This is a genomic window from Microcoleus sp. Pol14D4 (assembly GCF_036701245.1).
In the GTDB taxonomy this organism is placed as follows: Bacteria; Cyanobacteriota; Cyanobacteriia; order Cyanobacteriales; family Microcoleaceae; genus Microcoleus.
In genome coordinates this window covers 191,024-207,560 of record NZ_JAUBQM010000002.1, presented here as the reverse complement: position 1 = coordinate 207,560, position 16,537 = coordinate 191,024, and the positions used below count along the sequence as shown (strand labels likewise).

Sequence of the window (16,537 nt, the reverse complement as noted above, 5' to 3'; positions counted from 1 at the left end):
TTATGATATGCGTGTCGCTATAGCCTTGTGTTGAGCGCAGTAACAAAATCGTGTATCGTATATGTATGGAGAAAGGTCGCAGTTCAGTGCTGCACTGGTAGAAATACCTAACAAATACCTCTCAGGGATTGAAACGCTATCGCCTTCTGATGTCGGGCAAAACCCTTTCTCCTCAATCTTTTCAGCATATCCACCCTTCATCCTGCTGCGGTTTCCAGTGCCAAATCAGCGTCTCCAGCAACAGCGCCGATCGCCCAAATGCTATGGTGTAATTTGCTTTACCATGAAATCCATCGCTCAAACCATAGGCTTGGAAATGCACGGGCAATCCGCATTTGGCACGTAAAGTAGCCCGATCGCGATCGGAGACAAAACACACCAACCCTCGACTAGATAATTTGTCGCTAATCTCATTAGTTCCTCCTGTGACTTCCAAATTTTTGAGAATTTGGACTTTGCCGGATTTAGCAATTTCGCTGAGGTCATCTCGCGAGCAATAAAACTGCCAATCTTCTCGCAATTCCCGATATCCAGTCAATTTCAAATAACACAAAGCTTTCTCAAAGCGGCTGACTGCTAACCCGGCTTTTTTAGCTCGCTCCATAAAGTCGGCGCTTGTCATCAACTCAAAATGAAAGTTAGTGAGCAAACTGGGGAGATTGTAAGTTTTAAACCTTTCTTTCTCAGGCTCATCGGGATTAGTAGTGTCATAAATCCCGCAATCTAACTGGCTGATACCGCGAAAACTTCGAGCCTCCTCAATAATTTTCTTTTTCTCTTTTTCCATACAGCGGAAAAGCTGCGCTCGCATCTGTTTGATCGTAACTCCCAAAGCTTGCTCAATATCGGCTGCAAAATTATCCGCTGCTTCGGGATATTGGGTTTTCATCTGATAATTTTTTTCTAACTCTAAATGCACGCAAGCTGACTGAATTCCGCCCCACCGTTTGGGATACTGTCGAAACTCGTTGACATAGCCGTAATGCTGGCGGATAGCCTCGGACAAACTAATGCGATCGCGCGTTTCGCCATCTTGCAGCGGGTGATTTTTCGCCTCAAACAGCCTCTCTACAATAAAGTTGGGTAGCAAAGCATAAGCTTGATAAATGTCAAAGCCTGGATGTCTCCCCAACCTACCGAAACGCTGAATAAAATTCCCCGCATCCGCCGCTTCAAATACCAAAAAATTAATCCGAAAATCAACTCCCACATCAATTGTCGATGTTCCCAAAAGTAAATCAGCATCTTCAACCGATTTAGACTTTTCTGTCTCACCAGTCAATCCAGTATTTTCTCGGATTTTCAATCCCAGCGGTTCAAAAATCGCCTTGAATTTGGGGACTAAGGTTTTTACAGCGGCAATCGAGTTCAGGATAATTGCACCTTTACTCTCAGGATTATCTTGAAAAAATTTCAAAATCGTTGTTTCGGCATTTTCGACAATCCAGTTATAACTAGAGCGCAGGTTGGGCTCTAATTTTTGCGGAAAACTCAAGTTAATCGGATAACTAATCTGCCGCCAGTTGTCACCTGCTGAAAACTGATAACCTCCCTGCTTGACTGGATTGATGATGCGATACTTTAATCCAGCTTTAGATAAAAACTCCTCCAACAAATCGTTAGGTGTAGCAGAGAGGAATAAAAACTTTTTGCCTGGAACAGTGTGTTTAATTAACAGGATGGCATTGATGACGCTGGCAATTTGGGGAGATGAGAAAATGTGGAATTCGTCAAAAACAAAGAGTTCGTAGCTGTCGTCAATTTTGGCAAATAGGCGATCGGCATTGTCTCCTTGGCCTTTTTGGTTTCGCCGCAAATAGCGGAAGTCGTGGATGTAGTGGAAGATGTCGGGATTGGTCAGTAAAATCTCTGAGTTGTCGGCGCGATCGCACAATCCTGCTAATTTTGAAGAAAGTTTGTTTGTGGTAATAAAATCTTCCAGGATTGCTGCATTCAAACGATAAATTTGTGGGTCTTTTTCCGGTTGAAACAGTGCTTTATAGCCTCTTACCTGTTTTTCCTGATCGCGCGCCAGTTCGTTTGTCGGGTACATGGCTAAAGTGCTCGTGCGATTTGTCATCGCTGCCAGGTAAGCTGCTAAACTTTTACCGTCCCCTGTCATCGCTGTATTAAAGACAACATCAATGGTTGGGTCTTGCAGTGCTTCGTAGGTTTCGACTTGATGCTGCGAGAGCCCGTCCCAGGCCGGAGGTAAGGTAATGCCTGATGGAAGCGTCTGGGCGGGACGTGAGTACACGGGTTTTAGCCGGATAGTGTAGGCTGTCATGGTTATCTGCCTTTAGCTTGATGTAATCTCTACTTATAATAAACCTACAATGACACAGCTTTCCTAAATGTGCAAGTATATTTTAGAAAATGTCGCGAAAAAAAGAAGCACTCACCCTTTCAGTCCCGCCGGAAACCAAAGAGCAGCTAGAAGCGATCGCCCTTCGCCTCGGTATCAAATGGGGCAAAAGTCCCAGTGTATCGGGGTTATTGGTCGCGATCGCCCAGCACAAGTTAGAAGTTGGTGAACCCTTCACCCTCAACTCCACCGAAGTCGCAGCCTTACAGCAAGCTGCTAAACTCCTTGTTGATTCAGGCCATCTTCGAGACGCAGAAGTCCTGGCAGCATTAATGTTAGATCGGGGCAACCTTGATGCTCCCCTGCGTCAATCAATTCTGCAACTGGTTAGTCAACCCAGCGAGGGATGGCGTCCCCGCGTCGATGAGCTCCGGAAGGCTCAACAGCCATTTCACCTCCTCTACCGCAATAACCAAGGAGAGGACTTAGAGTACACCGTGCGATACGCCGAGGTGTCTTTTGAAGAAAAACGCTTTTACCTCAACATCTGGTGCGAAGAGACTGATGACATCAAAAATCCCGACTTTGCCGAACTCATCCACAACCGCTGTCTGCGCTTCGACAACATCAAAGCGATCGTCCCTATAAGTGGACACTGGCGGTGCGAAGGCTTAGATTATCTAGCAGTGTACTTACACTTTCGGGGCGGACTGATCAAAGCCTATGAACGCAGAGTGGACAAGGATATTCAGGATGAAGTCTTAGGAGAGGGAAAAACCAAGGTGCGACAAGTTGTGCGGCGCGTTTCCAATCCCTTTTGGCTGATTCGGGAGGTATTCCGTTACGGCGAAGATTGCGTCATTGTGTCTCCAGACAGCGTGCGCGATCGATTCCAACAAAAACTGATTGCCCTCTGCCGCCAGTACAACCTCGAAATCCGCGATTAGATCAAAAAAAAGCAGCCTGTAAAGGCTGCTTTGACAAATAAACCGTTGTTGAGTTAGAGGAGAAAACTTTAAATCGAATTCAAATTACCGCTGTTTCCACTCCTGCCTGAGTTTCCACTATTTTCATCTACCGCTGACTCACCTTGCCTTCAGAACAAAACTTCAAATCCCGATTAGAATGCTGCTGAAAGTTCGTTGACTACTTGGACTCGGCCTCGGAGCACCGCCCGCAGCAAGCGGTTGACACAGCCTCTGTCTTCGTCATTCAGAGAGTCGTCGAAGGTGGCGGCCATCAAACCGTAGCGATCCGCCAGAGTCAAAACGCCTGTATCGGTTACAGAAGCGAGGATTTCAGAGATAGCGCCGGGAAGGAGTTGTACGGGGTGCATGGCAGTGCGGTTGAATTCGATATATTTATCATCTTCTGGTTTCCTCAAAAGATCGGTGATATTAATGAGGCCGCGAATGTGATTCTATAGGGTGAAAGCAAGTGATCCGAGTAGAGTAAAGTTGTGACTTGGGTCACAGGGGCACAGGTTGCCACAGGCAATTCCATCCCGCGCCGATTTTTGGGTAGGACGTGGGGCTGACGGCATTTCGCTAAAATGATCGTTAATGCCCCAACCAGTTTAATTTTTACCCCAGTACCGAAAATGCTTGATTTTCTCAATCCCATCTTGGGCCGCAAGCCCGATCGCATCAAAGCCAATGTGGAAATCTATACTTGGCAAACCTGTCCCTACTGCATCCGCGCCAAAACTTTGCTGTGGTGGAAAGGCGTAAATTTCACGGAATACAAAATTGATGGCGACGAAGCGGCTAGAAAAGCAATGGCCGATCGCGCTAACGGACGCCGCAGCGTACCCCAAATTTTCATTAATAACCAACACGTAGGCGGCTGCGATGACATTCACAAACTCGATGCCGATGGAGAGTTAGATTCGCTGCTAGCTCAACCAGCAGTTTAAATTAGTGTAGGTTGGGTTTCCTTCCACCTGCTCAACCTACAAATTTACAAATCTTTGGCAAATTTACCTAGATTGTCTTGCCGCCATTTAGCATCCGATCGCCTGTCAGTTTGCAATTCTAAGACGCGAATCCCGCTATTTGGCAGCAAATTTAATTTTTCTTTGAACTGTTCCCAATCTTCAATTACCTCGTGTTCCACGCCATAAGTTGCACACAACTGAGCAAAATTTATCTGCTGCGGAGTGGCAAAAAACTCTTCAAATGGCGGGTCAAATTTGGCAACGGGCAACATTTCAAAAATTCCGCCGCCGTTGTTATTAATTAATATGATTGTCAGATGACCTATAAATTTATTTTTAATTAAAAAACCGTTTGTATCGTGCAAAAGTGTTAAATCGCCTGTTAACAAAATACTGCTTTGATTGCGGTGAGCAACTCCAAAAGCTGTTGATAATGTGCCGTCTATACCGTTAGCGCCTCGATTGAAAAATGGTTTTATTTCTAAGATGTTCGGCTTCCAGAAAAACTCTACATCTCGGACGGGCATACTGTTGGCAATAAATATCGGTGTTGCTGGCGGCAAAATTTGGGAAAGCAGCCAGGAAACTTTGGGCTCGATTATGTTGTTAATTGTTGCTATTTTTTGGTCGATTGTTTGTCTGACTTGGATTTCGGTGTTGCGCCAAAGTTGGAGGTATTCGTTTGAGGGAGAGGTTAGAACCCCCCCTAACCCCCCCTTGCTAAGGGGGGGGACTTGAGTTGATTCCTCCTTGCTAAGGGGGGGGACTTGAGTTGACTCGCCCTTGTTTAGGGGGGGGACTTGAGTTAATATAGTTGCGAGATTAGTTGCGAGATTTTCTACGGAGGTTCGCAGGTGAATTGTTTTGCCGTGTAGCGGATCGAAGTTGTGGTGGCTGGGGTCGATTATGTAGCGTTTGGGTTGGGTTTTGTCTAGCCAGTTTCGCAGTTCTTTGCTTGTGGGTAAGTCTCCGATTTGAATGGCGATTTCTGGGGTTAATTTATCTGCTATTTCGCGGTTTCGCAGGATTAAATCGTAGGTGGAAATTAGATGGGGGTTTAGTTGGGCGTAGTTTCTGAGTGGGGATAGTCCTTCTGCTAAAACTGGCCAGTTTAATGATTTGGAAATTTGGCCGATCGCACTACAGTATTTTTCGGCAAATTGAGGCTGTGCCACGCCTGCAATAATTATCCCTCGACCGCACTTTTGCCATTGTTGCATTGTACTTTCTTCTCCCCCCCTTAACAAGGGGGGGCTGGGGGGGGTAGAGCTTTCTCCTGCGAAAATGGGTTCTAATCCTGCAAAGAAATCTTCGGGATTGAATTGTGTTTCTAAAGCTTCTACAGCTATGTCTGGAACGGGTACAAGCGGGTCGCGAAAGGGGATGTTGAGGTGAACGGGGCCGGGAGTTGGAAATTGCGATCGCTCCCAAGCATACACGATCGTCTGCCGCAGATAGTCTAGCATTCCTCTGGACGCAGAAGGCATCGCTAATTCGGCTTGCCAGTTCGGATAATTGCCGTATATTTTAACTTGGTCGATCGCTTGTCCGGCGTGACATTCCCGCAGTTCTGGAGGTCGATCGGCGGTGAATATTAGCAGGGGAATTCGACTTTCTCTCGCTTCTATTATAGCAGGATAAAAGTTAGCTGCTGCAGTTCCCGATGTACAAATTAGTGCTGTTGGCAAATATGATTTTTTTGCGGTTCCTAATGCAAAAAAGCTGGCTGAACGTTCGTCTAGTATGGGAATAGTTTCTATTTTTTTGTTTTGAGCAAAGGCTATTGTTAGCGGTGCCGATCGCGAACCGGGACAAATCACGGCGGTAGTTAATCCCAACCGCTGCAAAGTTTCTGCTAATACGGAAGCCCAGACGGTATTTGTGTTGCGAAAATCTATTGGCATTGCTAAACCTGAGTAGCTCAACTCTGTATTGTGCTAGGATATTATACTCAAATAATTGTCAGGATACATTTTTATGATTCTTGAGGCGGTTGTGCTGAATGTCAAATCTAGGTGTGAGAGGGATTTTGAGATAGCTTTTAGAGAAGCCTCCAGTCTGATAGCGTCTATAGATCGATATTTATCTCACGAACTTCATCGCTGCACAGAAGTTCAAGGAAAATATCTATTATTGGTGAGATGGGAAAATTTAGAAGCTCATACCATTAGATTTAAGAATTCCGCTGAATATCAAGAGTGGAAAAGAATGCTTCACCATTTTTACGATCCTTTTCCCATAGTAGAACATTTTGAGGAGGTGAAAATTAAACATTAACACAGACTCAATGAATTAGCCAGACAAGTCTACATTCGGCAAAGTAGCTGAATTAGACTAAAGCATTTAAAAGTGGTTGTAATTTGAGCTGAATTTCTGCTAGTTCTTTTTCTGGTTCCGAACCGGCAACAATACCAGCACCAGCATAAAGTATAGCCCGATCGCCATCGATTAAAGCCGATCGAATTCCCACGGCAAATTCGCCGTTGCCGGTGCGATCGATCCAGCCGAGGGGTGCTGCGTACAAAGAGCGATCGCAGCTTTCGCAGCGGCGAATTTGTTCGAGGGCAACATCTCTCGGCACGCCCGCTACCGCTGGGGTTGGATGCAGTTGAGCTAAAATCTTTAATAAATGAATATCAGGGGGAATTTGAGCTGTTATAGGTGTCCACAAGTGCTGAATGTTTGATAGTTGCAGCAGTCTGGGCACTGGGGAAAATTTGGGGGTTATGCCGAGTTTAGATAGGCGATCGACAATAAAGTCAATCACAACTTGATGTTCGCGAATATCCTTCTCACTCTCTAGCAATCCTTGGGCTAATTTCGCATCTCCCGCCTCCGTTTTTCCTCTCGGTGCTGAACCTGCTAAAGCATCTGTTAATAACTGATTGTTGTGAATGCTAATTAAGCGTTCTGGACTAGCACCGATAAAATTTTGTCCTTTGCCGTTACTGGTTGAAAATACATAGCAATCTGGATAGCTGAGGCGCAAGTTGTTTAATGAATCTATTAAACTGAAAGGGGTTTGAGAAATCACATTGATTGCTTGGGATAAAACTATTTTACTAAAATATTTAGATGCGATCAATTCTAAAGCCGACTTGACTGATGTTTTAAATTGACTGGCATCATTGACGGGGATTTGTTTCAAAGATATCGAACTGTCGATCGCAGTTGTTAGTTTATGGTATTTGCGAGATTCAATTTTATCAAAGGTTTGCCAAATATTCTCAGCAATGTTTTTAACGTTTCGATCTTTTTCTATGATGGCATTGGCAACGAGAATGCAGCTATCTTTCTGTCTGGCAATCTGCCATTTGGGTAAAAATATGGTGGCGGGCGGAAAGTAAGAATTAGCAGCAATGTTCTCATCAAAAAAAGCAAAGCTACAAAAAAAGTGAGGTCCGCTAAATGGCAAGCGTTCCGCACCAATGGTAATTGTATTGGCAACTGTTGAACGAATAAAGTTTTGAGCTGCCACAAAGCGATCGGTTCCTGCTACGGTGAGATGGATTGCCGAATCAAGGGCGGCAATTGCAAAACTTTTGCCGGCAATGGGGTCTCTTTTTTCAAAGTAAAAGTGCCGCTGACAAGGTTCGGAAATCTCTTGCAGTACAGCTAGCGGATCGAGGGGATAAATTTCCTGAGAAATACTAACTATTTTTGTGCGATCTTTTTCGGTTAAAGACTGCTGGCAATTTAACAGAAACTGATGCAGTTGATTGCGGTCTTGCAAGAGATTAGCGCGGTGCGGTATTACTGTCATGAAAGCGAGAATAGCAGATTTGTCAGATAGAGTGTGGGTTTGTCCGGCTAAAACCCCTATTTCGATCTAAGCACGGGAGGGCGATCGCAAAACACGACCTTTTGAGTTTCCCTCCCTGTTTGGGCTCTGTTGGGGAAAAAAACCGACCGTCGGGCGATCGAGCGAAACATTTAGACACAAAACTTTAAGATCGATCGGCTAAATTTCGCAAAAGTCGATCGACCCCTGCAGAGGTTTACAGACGGGCTACTTGCGCTGTTTGAGTACCGCCACAGCCTCTGTGTGGATGCCCCCCGCACACTCAACCCGATCGAGAGTAGACTTTGTTCACCAATAAAATTGTAAAATTACTACGCTGCTATCAATTGAATCAAGTTTGTGTAATGACAACAAAGTTAATTGAACGTCCAAATAGTAAATTGTGGCTGGCGGCAATCAAGCCGCCCATGTACAGCGTTGCTGTGATTCCTATTTCAGTAGGAACTGCAATTGCTTTTGCCGAAACTCAAACGATCAATTCGTCAATTTTTTCGACATTTTTAATTTCAGCCATTTTGATTATAGCATGGCTGAATCTCAGCAATGATGTATTTGACTCAGAAACAGGCATCGATAAAAACAAAGCGCATTCTCTAGTTAACTTAACCGGAAATAAAACTTTAATTTTCGGGCTAGCCAATCTGTTTTTAGCAGTTGGAGTGTCTGGAATCTGCGCCATAAGCTGGTGGCAAAAAGACCCAACAGTAATTTTGCTAGTAGTTTTATGCTGTGCTCTCGGCTACACTTATCAAGGGCCTCCGTTTCGTCTTGGCTATCAAGGTTTGGGAGAAATTATTTGCTTTTTCACCTTCGGGCCGCTAGCCTTCGCCGCTGCTTATTACAGTCAAACTCAAACTTGGTCTGCCACTAATTTTGCAGCGTCGGCAATCGTGGGAATTACTACGAGTATCATCTTATTTTGTTCTCACTTTCACCAAGTTGAGGACGATTTGGCGGCGGGTAAAAAATCCCCAATTGTTCGACTCGGTACGAAAAAAGGTGCTCAGTTGTTGCAGTGGTTGTGCGGCAGCGTTTATGGTTTGACTGTGCTATTTGTGGCTTTGGGAATGTTCCCAATTTGGACGTTGTTAATTTTTGGGAGTTTGCCATTTGCGATCGACCTTTGCCGCCATGTCACAGACTATCACGACCAACCGGTAAAGGTCAGCAACTCTAAGTTTATCGCAGTTACGCTGCATTTTTCGAGCGGATTGCTGCTGGCGTTGGGGTTTGTTTTGTAGATCGGGCGATCGAGAATCCGGGTAAATTGGAGGTATGGTTTGCTAAGTTGAGGGAGTTGGTGGAGTTGGCAGAGTTGGGCGACTTCTCAAAATCTTCTTTAATTCAGCAATCCGTACCTCATATTGAATCGTATAATTGTATATGGACAAATTTAATAATTATAACTTTCACTATTTTTTAACTGGCAACAAGAATCAGCCGACACTTTTATTTTTGCATGGATTCACGGGCAGCAGTCAAGACTTTAGCAGGATGATTCCCTTACTTTCTAACAGTTATTGCTGCTTAGCAGTTGACCTTCCCGGCCACGGAAAAACCCAAGTCAACGGCGACGAAAGTTGCTACACTATGTCAAATACTGCCCAAGCATTAATCGAGTTATTAGATGATTTACAAATAGACAAATGTTTGTTGTTGGGCTATTCAATGGGCGGGCGATTGGCACTTTACATGACATTACATTTTCCCGAAAGATTCGAGAAAGTAGTGTTAGAGTCAGCTTCTCCGGGATTGAAGACACAAAAAGAGCGATCGCACCGCCTAGAAGCCGATTTACAGCTAGCACAAAAGCTGGAAAATAGCAACATTAAAGATTTTTTATTCAACTGGTACGATCGCCCTTTATTCAACTCTTTAAAAAATTCTCCTAATTTCGACAAACTCATAGAAACCCGCTTAGCAAACAATCCCTTAGAGTTAGCCAAATCACTCCGCAATATGGGAACCGGCAACCAGCCCTCTCTCTGGGAAAAACTCGCACAAAATAACATCCCTCTCCTCTTGCTAGCAGGAGAATACGATGATAAATTTATAACTATAAATACCGAAATTGCCAAATTGTGTCCGGCCGCTATTCGGGAAATTGTACCAAAAGCTGGCCACAATATCCATTTTGAAAATATCGATAACTTTGTCACAGTTGTGAGAGAATTTTATGATTAACTAAAAAACTCATGCTTCATCAATTCGAGTTTCGCACTTATCAGCGAAAATTTAAGCGCCCACTGCAAACAAGTCACGGCATCTGGGATATTCGATCGGGAATTATTCTTCGACTTGTTGGCGAGAATGGTCGAATAGGTTGGGGAGAAATTGCCCCTTTGAGTTGGTTTGGTTCTGAAACTTTTGACCAAGCTTTAGATTTTTGTCAGCAGTTGCCAGGTAATATTTCATCAGAGATGATTTTTGCTATTTCTGCTGAATTGCCGGCTTGTCAATTTGGCTTTGAGTCAGCACTATCAAACGAGCAAAATTCACCCCCCCCAGCCCCCCCTTGCCAAGGGGGGGAGAAAAGCGAACATTTAACTCACCTTTCCCAAAAGGGAGAGAAGATGCAAAAAAATAGGTTCAGCGGTTTATTGCCAGCAGGTGAAACAGCTTTGCAGGCTTTGCAAGTGCTTTGGTTAGAGGGATATCGCACGTTTAAATGGAAAATTGGTGTTGCTGCAATTGAGGAAGAATTAAATATTTTTCAGCAGCTAATCCAAGCAATGCACAATTTGTGCGATCGCGAAAAACCATTTTTGCGCTTAGATGCTAACGGGGGACTCAGTTACTCGCAGGCTAAAACATGGCTGGAAGCTTGCGACAAGGTAAAAGCAACTCCCGATTTTTCTGCAGAGATTGAATTTTTGGAACAGCCGTTGCCCGTAACACAGTTTCAGGAAATGGTAGAATTGAATGCTATTTATGCAACTCCGATCGCCCTTGATGAATCTGCCGCCAACCTCGATCGCATCCAAGAGTGCTACAGCCAAGGCTGGCGGGGAATTTTCGTCATTAAACCTGCGATTGCTGGTTCCCCATCCCAACTGCGAAAATTTTGTCAAACTCACAATATAGACGCTGTTTTCTCATCAGTATTTGAAACCGAAATCGGCAGACAAGCAGCATTAAATTTAGCAACACAATTGTCTTTAAATAAGAGATCGCTCGGCTTCGGCACAGATTGCTGGTTTGATGACAACCATTCGGTTTTAGATTTTAGATTTTAGATTTTAGATTTTAGATTACTCCCACGACTAAATCAAGCGGGTTAGGTAATTGTTTTGAATCGATAAACTTGGTGAAAGCATCTATGGCAACAAATCTAACAGTAAATATTCTGGATATCGCGGCTAGCTTGCCCGATAATTGGCTGATCGGTTGTGACAGTCGCGAATTTGCCCCAATTGTCGATCGGCTATTTCAAGAAATCACCCAAAATCCCGCACAAAAAACACCCCCAAAAATTTGCCTTGCAGAACCAGAACCCGTGCAATTTCTGGCGAGTTTCACCGCCGCACGCGCCGCCAAATGCTCGATTTTTCTCTGCAATCCCAACTGGGTAAAACAAGAATGGCAACAAGTCTTTGATTTAGTCCAACCAGACATATTTTTAGGACAATACCCGCTTCCAAAAAATCCCCCTATCCCAATCCGCGAAGGCGGACTTCATTTGTCTAACACTGAATTCCATTCGCCGACAAAAAGCGGTTTTGATACAATCATGATTCCCACCGGCGGTTCTTCAGGAAAAATCCGTTTTGCCATCCACACTTGGGAAACACTAACCGCATCAGTACAAGGTTTTCAACAATATTTTCATGTTGACAAAATCAACTCGTTCTGCGTTTTGCCATTATACCACGTCAGCGGTTTAATGCAATTCATGCGTTCCTTTACTACCGGAGGAAAACTGGCCATTCAGCCATTTAAAGAATTAGAAAATGGTAAAAAAAGCAATATCCAACCCGAAGAATTTTTCATTTCTTTAGTTCCCACTCAACTGCAACGGCTGCTGCAAAATCCAGATACAGCTAATTGGCTTGGACGCTTTCGTGCCGTACTTTTGGGCGGTGCTCCCGCTTGGCCGGAACTTTTAGAAAGCGCTAGGAACTATCAAATTAAATTAGCGCCAAGTTATGGCATGACCGAAACTGCCTCGCAAATTGCTACACTAAAACCCGAAGATTTTCTCGCTGGCAATAACAGTTCCGGTAAAATTTTACCTCACGCTAAAATAACTATTCGCAGTGCAAAAGGCGAGATTTTGTGTTATAATAAAATCGGCAATATTGCGGTAAATGCTAAATCTTTGGCGTTGGGTTATTATCCTGAACAATTTGGCGATCGGGAATATTTACAATTAGATGATTTGGGTTTTTTTGATAAAAATAACTACTTAAATATCGTCGGACGCAGCAGCGACAAAATTATCACAGGCGGAGAAAATGTATTTCCGGCGGAAGTTGAAGCCGTTGTGCGATCGACTAATTTAGTTGCGGATATTGCTGTAATTGGCTTGCCAGACAAAGATTGGGGTCAAGTCGTTACGGCTATCTACGTTCCCGCTAATTCCGAAGTTAGTGTCAAAAATCTGCAAGCGGCAATAGAAGATAAGTTGAGCAAGTTTAAGCGGCCGAAATATTGGGTAGTTGTCGAACAATTGCCGCGCAATTCTCAAGGCAAAGTCAATCGAGAACAATTGCAAGAAATTGCGATCAAATATCAATAATTATTAGGCGCAATCAATGCAGAAGGCAGAATTTATCCTGCTTATTTCCGCCTCCTGACAACAGTCAACAGTCAACAGTCAATTGACTAATTACGACAAACCTAATAGCCTTCTCGTCCTCTCTGCTTCTTGTCTTTGAAAATCCACAAACTTCAACATTCGGTAAACTACCTCTATTTGGGGCAACTTAATACCTGCTTGCTGCGCCACCCGTATCGGATTACCAAAAATCGCCTCCACTTCCAGGGGCCGCGATTCATCATAATCGATTTTCATGCTCGTGCGGTAAGGCTTCATTTTCTCAGTGTAGTCGAGCATATGTGGGATAAAGTCATCGGGAATAATGCGATCGCAACTTTTGGCTCCCGCTACCACTTCCCCCATCATTTCCTTGACTAAAATCAGAGTATCAGGATTAGCCATCAGTTCGTCAGTCCTGGCATCCAACACTACAGACAGCCCGTTGTAAGGAATATTCCAAACTAGCTTTTTCCACCTTGATAAGAGCAAATCTTCGCTCATTTTAATAGGAATATTAGCCCGTTTAAAGTCCGCAGCAATTTTGTGCAATCTATCAGTAATACCGATTGCTTTGTAGTCCTGGGCATATTCTCCGAGTGTGATAGTGCCGTAATCTAGGTGGCAGATATGACCGGGCCCAACTTTATAAGAACAGAGAAAACACAGCCCGCCAAGCACTCGGTCTGCACCGACAATTTTAGCTACTTCCGGTTCGGCATTCAATCCGTTTTGCAATACTAAAACCGCGCCGTTATCCTTTAATAAAGGAGGCAATATTTTTGGCAACAAGTGATTTTGAGTGGTTTTCAGCGCTACAATTACTACGTCGCACTGAGGCATTTTGTGCGCGTCGTGGTAGGCGCGGACGTGGGGTAGGGTGAAGTCGCCTTCGGGAGAATCGACAATCAAACCGTGTTTTTTGACCCGATCGTAATCGCTGCGTAGCAAAAAATTGACTTCTAAACCTGCTTGTTGCAGTCTAGCACCGTAGAATCCGCCTAAAGCTCCCGTGCCCACAATGGCATAATTGCGATTTGACATAATATCAAAAAGTCAGGAATAATATCAACTAAACAGAAATTTGACTGTCATACCCTGCTATTATTTAAAGATAGAACTAATCGGAAATCTGAATCTCAAATTTCCTCATCCACTGCATTAAGTCTTCAGATAGCTGTTTTCGAGTTCGGCTAACTACATTTATGCAGACGTGCTTAGTAAGAGCTTTGGCTGCGCTTCTTCCTGCAACCTCGCCAGAAAATACTTGATAGACAATTTCAAATTCATCGCCAGCAACTTGTTTGGGGGTCAATTGAATCGTCAGCCGATCGCCCGCAAACATTGGGCGATAAAAATCTACACTAGCATGAATTATGGGAAAGGCAACCTCGGAATTGCTGAAAAATGCTTTGAGATTGATTCCCGATGCTGCTAGAGATGCCTCGTAAGCTTCGTGGCACATCGCCAAAACGTTAGCAAAGTAAACGACTCCAGCAGCATCGGTATCTTGAAAGCGAACAGTGCGGGTGTAAGTGAAAGGCATTTGAGGTAGTAACGGGCGATCGCAAATTCGATCGCAATTTTACCAACCATCATATCGGTAAACCCGCACTTTGGGAGAAGTTATCACCTAAGTAAGTAGGCGCTAATTTTTTATATTGTAAAATTCGCCCTCCTCACTCCTTCCCCTTCTTTCTTAACCTTTGTTCTTAATCAACATCACGTCTATAATCTTCAGGGCAATATCTTCGGAAAGCCCCAAGGCACTGTAAAGATCGTTCAAAAGTTGTTCTTCTTCTTCTGAAACCTCGCCATCGGCTAAAGCGATATCAGTTGTGACAGCAAAAACAGTTTCTTTAAGTTCGTCGGGAAGCGTTGCCAAAGCTGCATTAAACAGTACCTCAACTCCTTGCCGTTGCAGAATCATCAGCAGGCGATCGAGCATTTTTCTCATCACGTCATCGGGATAACTGCGGAACAGTTGCATCCGAGATAGCGTCATGCTAATCGCTTTACTTTCGCTGTCATTGATGTAACCGTCGGCTGCTACAGCAATTAGCGCGATCGCCGCAAATGCTTCGGCAGGCCCTAACGTTACGTCCGTTTCTTGGCGAGTCTGCGATACTTTATCAAATAAACCCATGATATTTTCCTCATTATTTAGTGGTCGATTTAGGGAGTCAGGATGGGTTCTGGCTCTGGAGGTTTCTTTGGGGATTTTGATAATTATATCAAATTTTGTTAGTTAGTTGTTATCAATAAAATTATGAAAAAATTAAGAATTTTTATTTCGCCCTTGTGTGCTGTAAGGGCGGGTTAATTCCTATCCTGAATTGCCTTCCCATATATCGGCTAAAACCCGCCCTAGAGCGCAGACTATCTATTTGTCAAAAAGGGCTAAATCTGCTTTCAGGAAATCAACAAACTGCCGCGCAGTCCTCCCCGATCGCCCGTTGCGACGAGTTGCCCATTCTTTAGCACGGTGCTCCAAATCCTCAGCAGCGAGTTTGATGCCAGCAAGTTCTGCCAGATGTCGGACAATTGTTAAATAAGTGTTTTGATCTGCCGGTTCAAAAGTTAAAGTTAAGCCAAATCGATCGCTAAAGGAAAGTTTTTCCTGCACCGTATCCCAAGCGTGAACTTCGTCTCCATCGCGGGGGCGAGGCCTGTCGTCAAAAAACTCTCGAATTAAATGCCTGCGGTTAGATGTTGCGTAAACTACCACATTTTGAGAGCGAGCAGTGACATTTCCTTCCAAAACAACTTTCAGAGCTTTAAAAGCATCATCATCTTCTTCAAAGGAAAGGTCGTCTACAAAAATAATAAACTTTTGAGGAACTCCCCGCAACTGCTCGACAATTAGCGGTAAATCTTGCAAATCTGATTTAGATACTTCAATCAAGCGCAGATTGCGAGATCCAAATTCATTTAACAGCGACTTCACCAAAGAAGACTTGCCCGAACCGCGGCTCCCGTACAGCAAAACGTGCAAAGCCGGATAACCTGCCAACAAAAACTCCGTATTTTTCACCAGAGCATCCCGCTGCCAATCGCAGCAAACCAACTCTTTTAAAGTTATGCGATCGGGATGCGAAATACTCGCAAACTGCCCTCTCCGCCACGCAAAAGCGCGATATTCAGCAAACAAACCCGTGCCAAACTGTCGGTAATAAACTGCCAAAGATTCCGCCGCGCTCGACCATTTTTCTAGTTTCCCGTGCAGCGGCAAATCTCCCGGTTCTGCTACAGTTTCTGAATGCCAAATCGGAGGCACTGCGTCAAGTTGACCCGCTACCCGCACCCACTTGCTCAACTGTTCGCTGCTGCATTCGTAAATATTTTGCAGCACTTGTAAATCATGTCTGGCGGCCTCCACCAACGCGGGGGGCAAACTTGCAAAATCTGTTTGCTGTGCTCGCCGTGAAAAGGGGTTTTCGTCTTTGAGAATTTCGGAAATCAGAGAATCTTTCCAGCTCAGATTTTTAGCAGCCTGAACTTTGAACCAGTTCCCGTAAGCTACCTGACATTCCAAACCGCTGACTTCGCTGTGGTGGAGGGCTTGCAGCAAATCCAGAAAAGCTTGACCTGCGGGGCTTTTGAGAACTGACTGATACAGCAGCAGGGAGGCTGCTTGGCGCTGGAGGTAACGGATTTGGGCGATCGCAGCAGAAGTTAGGGCTGACATAATGGCAATTGTATAACAGTTACATATCCTGACTGGCTTTAATAAATTTT

The 16,537-nt window shown here is 44.4% G+C and carries 15 protein-coding genes; 7 read left to right on the top strand and 8 right to left on the bottom strand.

Annotated features, from left to right (window positions below):
- Positions 1-181: 181 nt before the first annotated feature.
- Positions 182-2,287, bottom strand: coding sequence for a type I-D CRISPR-associated helicase Cas3' (cas3, locus tag QUA33_RS02085; RefSeq protein ID WP_333146085.1), 2,106 nt, complete (start codon positions 2,285-2,287; stop codon positions 182-184).
- Positions 2,288-2,376: 89 nt separating this feature from the next.
- Here cas3 and QUA33_RS02080 point away from each other — a divergent pair, with 89 nt between their 5' ends.
- The gene (locus QUA33_RS02080) at positions 2,377-3,252 is read left to right on the top strand and encodes a WYL domain-containing protein (RefSeq protein ID WP_333146083.1); all 876 of its coding nucleotides are present in this window, start codon (positions 2,377-2,379) and stop codon (positions 3,250-3,252) included.
- Between the two features lie 173 nt (positions 3,253-3,425).
- Here QUA33_RS02080 and QUA33_RS02075 read toward each other — a convergent pair whose 3' ends face one another.
- Positions 3,426-3,641: a hypothetical protein gene (locus QUA33_RS02075; protein ID WP_172188518.1), complete on the bottom strand. Its 216-nt coding sequence runs from the start codon at positions 3,639-3,641 to the stop codon at positions 3,426-3,428.
- 264 nt (positions 3,642-3,905) lie between these two features.
- Between QUA33_RS02075 and grxC the strand changes: the two genes are divergently transcribed.
- On the top strand, positions 3,906-4,220 hold the full coding sequence (gene grxC, locus QUA33_RS02070) for a glutaredoxin 3 (protein WP_333100208.1): 315 nt from the start codon (positions 3,906-3,908) through the stop codon (positions 4,218-4,220).
- Positions 4,221-4,264: 44 nt separating this feature from the next.
- Here grxC and menD read toward each other — a convergent pair whose 3' ends face one another.
- Positions 4,265-6,145 carry a 2-succinyl-5-enolpyruvyl-6-hydroxy-3-cyclohexene-1-carboxylic-acid synthase gene (menD, locus tag QUA33_RS02065; RefSeq protein WP_333100209.1) on the bottom strand — a complete coding sequence of 627 codons (1,881 nt, stop codon included), beginning with the start codon at positions 6,143-6,145 and terminating at the stop codon, positions 4,265-4,267.
- A 73-nt stretch (positions 6,146-6,218) separates the two neighbouring features.
- On the opposite strand from menD, the gene QUA33_RS02060 reads away from it, so the two are divergent.
- Positions 6,219-6,518, top strand: a complete 300-nt coding sequence (locus tag QUA33_RS02060) for an antibiotic biosynthesis monooxygenase (RefSeq protein WP_333146081.1) — start codon at positions 6,219-6,221, stop codon at positions 6,516-6,518.
- A gap of 52 nt (positions 6,519-6,570) precedes the next feature.
- Here the strand turns inward: QUA33_RS02060 and QUA33_RS02055 are convergent, their stop codons facing one another.
- Complete coding sequence (locus QUA33_RS02055; RefSeq protein WP_333146079.1) at positions 6,571-8,004, bottom strand: isochorismate synthase; 1,434 nt, start codon at positions 8,002-8,004, stop codon at positions 6,571-6,573.
- Positions 8,005-8,387: 383 nt separating this feature from the next.
- Here QUA33_RS02055 and menA point away from each other — a divergent pair, with 383 nt between their 5' ends.
- The 4 genes from menA to QUA33_RS02035 all read left to right on the top strand — a co-directional run bounded on the left by menA (position 8,388) and on the right by QUA33_RS02035 (position 12,781).
- Positions 8,388-9,284 carry a 2-carboxy-1,4-naphthoquinone phytyltransferase gene (gene menA, locus QUA33_RS02050; RefSeq protein WP_333146077.1) on the top strand — a complete coding sequence of 299 codons (897 nt, stop codon included), beginning with the start codon at positions 8,388-8,390 and terminating at the stop codon, positions 9,282-9,284.
- 142 nt (positions 9,285-9,426) lie between these two features.
- Complete coding sequence (gene menH, locus QUA33_RS02045; protein WP_333146075.1) at positions 9,427-10,227, top strand: 2-succinyl-6-hydroxy-2,4-cyclohexadiene-1-carboxylate synthase; 801 nt, start codon at positions 9,427-9,429, stop codon at positions 10,225-10,227.
- Positions 10,228-10,238: 11 nt separating this feature from the next.
- Positions 10,239-11,279: an o-succinylbenzoate synthase gene (locus QUA33_RS02040; RefSeq protein WP_333146073.1), complete on the top strand. Its 1,041-nt coding sequence runs from the start codon at positions 10,239-10,241 to the stop codon at positions 11,277-11,279.
- 83 nt (positions 11,280-11,362) lie between these two features.
- A complete protein-coding gene (locus QUA33_RS02035) occupies positions 11,363-12,781 on the top strand; it encodes a 2-succinylbenzoate--CoA ligase (RefSeq protein WP_333146071.1) in 1,419 nt (472 codons plus the stop codon).
- A gap of 90 nt (positions 12,782-12,871) precedes the next feature.
- On the opposite strand, the gene QUA33_RS02030 is transcribed toward QUA33_RS02035, so the two are convergent.
- From QUA33_RS02030 to QUA33_RS02015, 4 genes are all read right to left on the bottom strand, one after another.
- Entirely contained in the window at positions 12,872-13,843 is a 972-nt protein-coding gene (locus QUA33_RS02030; RefSeq protein ID WP_333146070.1) for a putative 2-dehydropantoate 2-reductase, read from the bottom strand.
- A gap of 76 nt (positions 13,844-13,919) precedes the next feature.
- Entirely contained in the window at positions 13,920-14,345 is a 426-nt protein-coding gene (locus QUA33_RS02025) for a thioesterase family protein (RefSeq protein ID WP_333146068.1), read from the bottom strand.
- A gap of 153 nt (positions 14,346-14,498) precedes the next feature.
- Positions 14,499-14,945: a tellurite resistance TerB family protein gene (locus QUA33_RS02020; protein WP_190739853.1), complete on the bottom strand. Its 447-nt coding sequence runs from the start codon at positions 14,943-14,945 to the stop codon at positions 14,499-14,501.
- 237 nt (positions 14,946-15,182) lie between these two features.
- Positions 15,183-16,487 (bottom strand): ATP-binding protein, encoded by a 1,305-nt coding sequence (locus QUA33_RS02015; protein ID WP_333146066.1) that lies wholly within the window; start codon positions 16,485-16,487, stop codon positions 15,183-15,185.
- Between the last annotated feature and the right edge of the window lie 50 nt (positions 16,488-16,537).